At 53.0% G+C, this 4,352-nt stretch carries 5 protein-coding genes; 2 read left to right on the top strand and 3 right to left on the bottom strand.

What is annotated here, in order from left to right:
• Together MVD07_RS09860 and MVD07_RS09865 are read right to left on the bottom strand one after the other, a co-directional pair.
• Positions 1-2,312 (bottom strand): N-6 DNA methylase (locus tag MVD07_RS09860; protein ID WP_297501566.1); only part of this gene is annotated, 2,312 nt, incomplete at its 3' end.
• Between the two features lie 24 nt (positions 2,313-2,336).
• Positions 2,337-2,750, bottom strand: coding sequence for a M67 family metallopeptidase (locus tag MVD07_RS09865; protein ID WP_297501558.1), 414 nt, complete (start codon positions 2,748-2,750; stop codon positions 2,337-2,339).
• A 65-nt stretch (positions 2,751-2,815) separates the two neighbouring features.
• Between MVD07_RS09865 and MVD07_RS09870 the strand changes: the two genes are divergently transcribed.
• Together MVD07_RS09870 and MVD07_RS09875 are read left to right on the top strand one after the other, a co-directional pair.
• The gene (locus MVD07_RS09870; RefSeq protein ID WP_297501560.1) at positions 2,816-2,965 is read left to right on the top strand and encodes a hypothetical protein; all 150 of its coding nucleotides are present in this window, start codon (positions 2,816-2,818) and stop codon (positions 2,963-2,965) included.
• Positions 2,966-3,096: 131 nt separating this feature from the next.
• On the top strand, positions 3,097-3,255 hold the full coding sequence (locus MVD07_RS09875; protein WP_297501569.1) for a hypothetical protein: 159 nt from the start codon (positions 3,097-3,099) through the stop codon (positions 3,253-3,255).
• A gap of 195 nt (positions 3,256-3,450) precedes the next feature.
• On the opposite strand, the gene MVD07_RS09880 is transcribed toward MVD07_RS09875, so the two are convergent.
• Positions 3,451-4,352, bottom strand: a 902-nt coding sequence (locus MVD07_RS09880; protein WP_297501563.1) for an AAA family ATPase, incomplete at its 5' end; no start/stop codon positions are given.

The raw sequence follows: 4,352 nt of genomic DNA on the forward strand, positions 1-4,352 counted from the left end.
GTCATCATCCAGGGGCTTTCAGGCTTCCCTTCCTCGATGGGCATGAAGACGAGGCTGTGAATCTTGGCCTTTTTCTTCACATCTTCAAGGCTTGCCTCAACATCTACTCCCTTGCTCTCGGGCCAGTTCCAGACGGTTAGTGGTATCGGAAACTCCGTCTTCTCTGACTTCTCGATGATGAGCATTCCCGTTCTGGTCGTTGCCCCCTCGAAGGGATAGAGCGTAACGAGATCGTGGACTTTGAGAATCTTCACAGGTATCCTCGGCTCCCTCCTCCTTCCTTGGGCCAAAAACCTCCTGAAGCCCGCCCCGGCCTGCGTCTTGAATAGCGTGAAAGGCACGAGGAAGGCCAGCCTTCCACCGGGCTTCAGGTAGCGGTCGAAGGTCCTCGCCACGAAGAGCATCGCCATGTCCCTCTTTACCCTTCCCATACCCTTTCCAGAGCCCTTTTCCAGCCCATAGTGCTGCCAGAGTGGCTTCGTAAGCTCACGGTAGCTCTCTGGGAGGCTCTCCCAGTTTATCCACGGAGGGTTGCCCACAACCAAGTCGAACTTTCCGATGGTGAGCGGGGCGAAGGCGTTCCTTAAGACTCTCGTCCATATCCTGTCCTTTCCCTCCTGCTCAAGCTCGTGGAGCTTCTTGTAGAGCTCCCTGAGCGCGTCCTCTGTATCGGGGCTGAGCTTTCTTCCCTTCAGTTTGTAGGTGTATAGGTATGGGATGAACTGTCCGAGGCTGTAGTTCATCCGGAGGGCGTCTTCTATGGTCTCGAAGACCTTATCCGCAAGCCCCTTCTCAACTACCTCCAGAGGGACTTCAAATTCTCCTGCAACGGTTCTCAGGGCTATCCTCCTTCCGCCCCTGGCTGATGTCTTGGTTGTGACCGTGATAGAATCTGCGAGATAAACAGGTATTGTGATTTCACCTGCTCTGTGTCTTATCAGCCTTCCCAGGGCTATGAGGTAGTTTGCCTTTGAGGCCAGAACGGCGAGCGGGTTGAGGTCTATTCCAATGATGTTCCTCGTTATCCTTTCGAGGAGCTCCGTCTGGGCATTGGGTGAGATTCCCCACTGCTCCAGTGCCCACTCCTTGGCCCGTTTTATGGCAAGAACAAGGAACGTCCCGGAGCCGCAGGCCGGATCCAGAATCCTTACGTTGGGGTTGCCGTCGTAGCTCACCTCGTCGAGAGTTAGCTCGACCAGCCAGTCGGGGGTAAAGTACTCGCCGAGGCTGTGCCTTATTTCCCTGGGGACAAGGTTCTGATAAAGGCGCTTGAATAGGTCTTCAACTCTCTCCGGAGTTAGTTCAACAGTTGCTGGCTCGTAGTTCATTAGTGTCACGATGATCCGGTTAACTGCTTTCGCCATCTCCTCATCCCACTCCTCAAGATACCATGCAAAGTAGTCTGCCTCAAGGAAGTTCCTGATGCCCAGCTGTCTGAAGAGACCCCCTTCCTCAAGTTCATACTCCAGCGTAAACTTCAGGGATTCCGGGCTCTCCATGTATCTCTCCTTGAGCCTCGTCAGTATTGAACCAGCCAGCCCCCCAGAGAGGACGCTGACGATTTCGCTGACTATCAGTTTCATGAGAAGCGTATAATAGGTGTGAAGAGCAAAGGTTAGCCTTTCAGGGTCTGCCTCTTCAAAGCCGTAGAACTTGGCGAGCTTCCTGAGTTTTTCAGGGGTGTATGAGCAGACCTGGGAAAATATCCTCCTCCAGTCCTCAAACAAAAGCTCTGTGCGCTCGGAGTCTGGTTTTTCAAGTGCGCTGTAAAAAGTCCTTAGTGTCTCATGCGCAACCTCGCTCTGGGGCCCAAAGTCCTTGAGGAGCGTGTCTGCTTCGAGAGGTTTTCTCGTCAGACCCCTCAGTGCATCAAGAAGATACTCCAAGGATTCCTCACTAAAGGGCACTGGCCCTATAACCTTAAACGATCCCTTCCAGTACCTCAGAAAGGCGATGGTGTACCCATCGAAGACGACACCGAGGTAGTATGGGTAGAACTTAACGCTATCGGCTTCGCTCATTATATATTTCTTCACCTGCTCTATGGCGTCTTCGAGCGTTTTCTTGTCCTTAAGCCTCCCCGGTGCTTTGTACTCGATTATAACACCACCATATAAGGCGTCAATTCTCCCTTGGACTCTCTTCCCTGAGTCGAGAAGAACGGTTGTCTTCTCAAACCTTCCCCGTATTCCCAGCTCAGAAACGACTTCATCCAGAACCTTGGAGACCCCATACTTTAGTTCCTCCTCATTGGACGCTTCCCTCGCGACATGCTTTATCTTAGAGGCCAGAAGGTGAACATTAACGTTCATCAGAGTCACCAAGAAGCAAAGGGTTCACAGATTATTAACGTTTTCGACTTCGACGACCTCAACCTCTTCCACTCTACTGCCTCTCAGGATATAGGCAGCGCAGTTGCCCTTCTCGTCCACTATAAGCCAGGTCACCGGCCAGAGTTCCATACCCTTCAAATCACTCCCGCTCGGTCTCGGCGGGCACTTCAGATGGGAATGGAAGATTCCAACAACTTCAAGCCCCTTCTCCTCGGCCTCATCCAGGGCTTCGACCATCTCAAGGGGCTCCATCTCAAATTCAACCGGCGATGCCAGACGGTTCCTCACGAACCTGACTTCTCTGACCTCCACTTCTTCTCCAGCAACCCCGAGGAGGAAACCGCAAATCTCTTCCTTCGAGGCCCTGGCCCGTTCAATGATCAGCCCGAGGTCTTCCTGCCGTATTAACAGCCTCATAGTTCAGGGATGACCACGTTAAGCTTTTAAGGTTTGGCGGTGTGATTCGGTGCCGTGGTGGCCCTATGAAGTGGGAAGTTACCCTCCACGGCGGAAGGCACCATGGGGAGAAGCTCACGATAGAGGCGAAAACTGTGGACGAGGCAAGACGCTTAGCGGTTGCTGAGATGAGGAGGAAGGACGCTAGGGTATTTGAGATGGAGAAGGTCGGGTGATTACTTCCTTTCTTTCAAACATGGTCATCAATGCCCGTTTTCCTTCGCGAGTTTCTGTTTATTGATAACCATTTCGGGATAGCAACGTTTTTAAAGTTCGCCCGAAGTTGCATATCACTAACGGTGATATGGTGGTGGCCATGCTGGTCAGGATAGTTTACTACCTTGAGAGCACCCTTCCCAAAGAGGGAATAGTAGTGACCAACGACATGGAGGAGGCTGAGAGAGTCGCCAGAAAGGAGAAGGAGAAGCTAGGTGCGAGGGAGTTCGAGCTTGAGTGGGTTGCCTGATTGGCCCTTCCTTCTGTTTTCTTAATGGCCGGAGTCCGCCAGTTCTCCGGCAACATTCTCTTCGATCCGGCCAGCATGACCTCGTCCTCGTGTTTTCCAGAGAGACCAGAACAAGCCTCCTCATCGAATCCTCTTGGGGTGAAAAAAGGTAAAGTAGAGGCACCAGTCTCCGGCCCCGAGTGTTCGCTCGCTAGGTCACGCTCCGCGTGACTGTTTGAACTGCTCCTGAACCTTCCTGTAGTACTCCATCGTCTCCTTGCTCACGCTCGGGCCTATCTTTTTCAGTGCCTCCTCGAAGTCCTCCATAGTCACCTTGACCTTCTGTCTGACCTCGTCGGCCTTCATTCCTGGCCTTATGATGCCTTCGTGAAGGGCCCTGCGCATCGCGAGCATCGCTGCCTCTCTCACCACGGCCTCGATGTCGGCACCTGTGTAGCCCTCTGTCTTTCTAGCCAGATCCTCAAGGCTGACATCTTCGGCCAGCGGAACCTTCCTCGTGTGAACCCTGAATATCTCTAGCCTAGCCTTCTCGTCAGGAGCGGGAACGAGGATGAGCCTGTCAAACCTTCCTGGCCTGAGTAAAGCTGGATCAATAATGTCCGGCCTGTTAGTCGCGCCTATAACAACCACACCACTGTTCTCCTGTATTCCATCCATCTCCGTGAGAAGCTGGTTGATTAACCTATCAGTGACGCGGTCACCTTCCATTCCCCTCGCAGGGGCTATCGAGTCTATCTCATCTATGAAGACCACCGTTGGAGCCGCCTGCCTTGCCTTCCTGAATATCTCCCTTATCCTCTTCTCACTCTCACCAACCCACTTGCTGAGAACCTCTGGACCCTTGATAGCTATGAAGTTGGCCTCGCTCTCCGTTGCAACGGCTTTAGCAAGCAGAGTCTTACCCGTTCCAGGAGGACCATAGAGCAGGATTCCCTTCGGTGGTGTTACGCCAAGCCCCATAAAGGCCTCAGGATACTTGAGTGGCCACTCGACGGCTTCTCTGAGTTCCTGTTTGACGTCTTCCAGTCCGCCTATGTCGTCCCAGTGGACGTTTGGAACCTCTATGAGGACTTCCCTGAGCGCTGAAGGTTCTATCA

The sequence above is a fragment of the Thermococcus sp. genome, assembly GCF_027008145.1.
Classification (GTDB): domain Archaea; phylum Methanobacteriota_B; class Thermococci; order Thermococcales; family Thermococcaceae; genus Thermococcus.

What these genes read in the sequence shown, in the direction of transcription:
- MVD07_RS09870 (WP_297501560.1), top strand. Translation starts at nt 2,816, where the DNA reads ATGAAGTGGGAAGTTACCCTCCACGGCGGAAGGCACCATGGGGAGAAG.
- MVD07_RS09865 (WP_297501558.1), bottom strand. Translation starts at nt 2,750, where the DNA reads ATGAGGCTGTTAATACGGCAGGAAGACCTCGGGCTGATCATTGAACGG.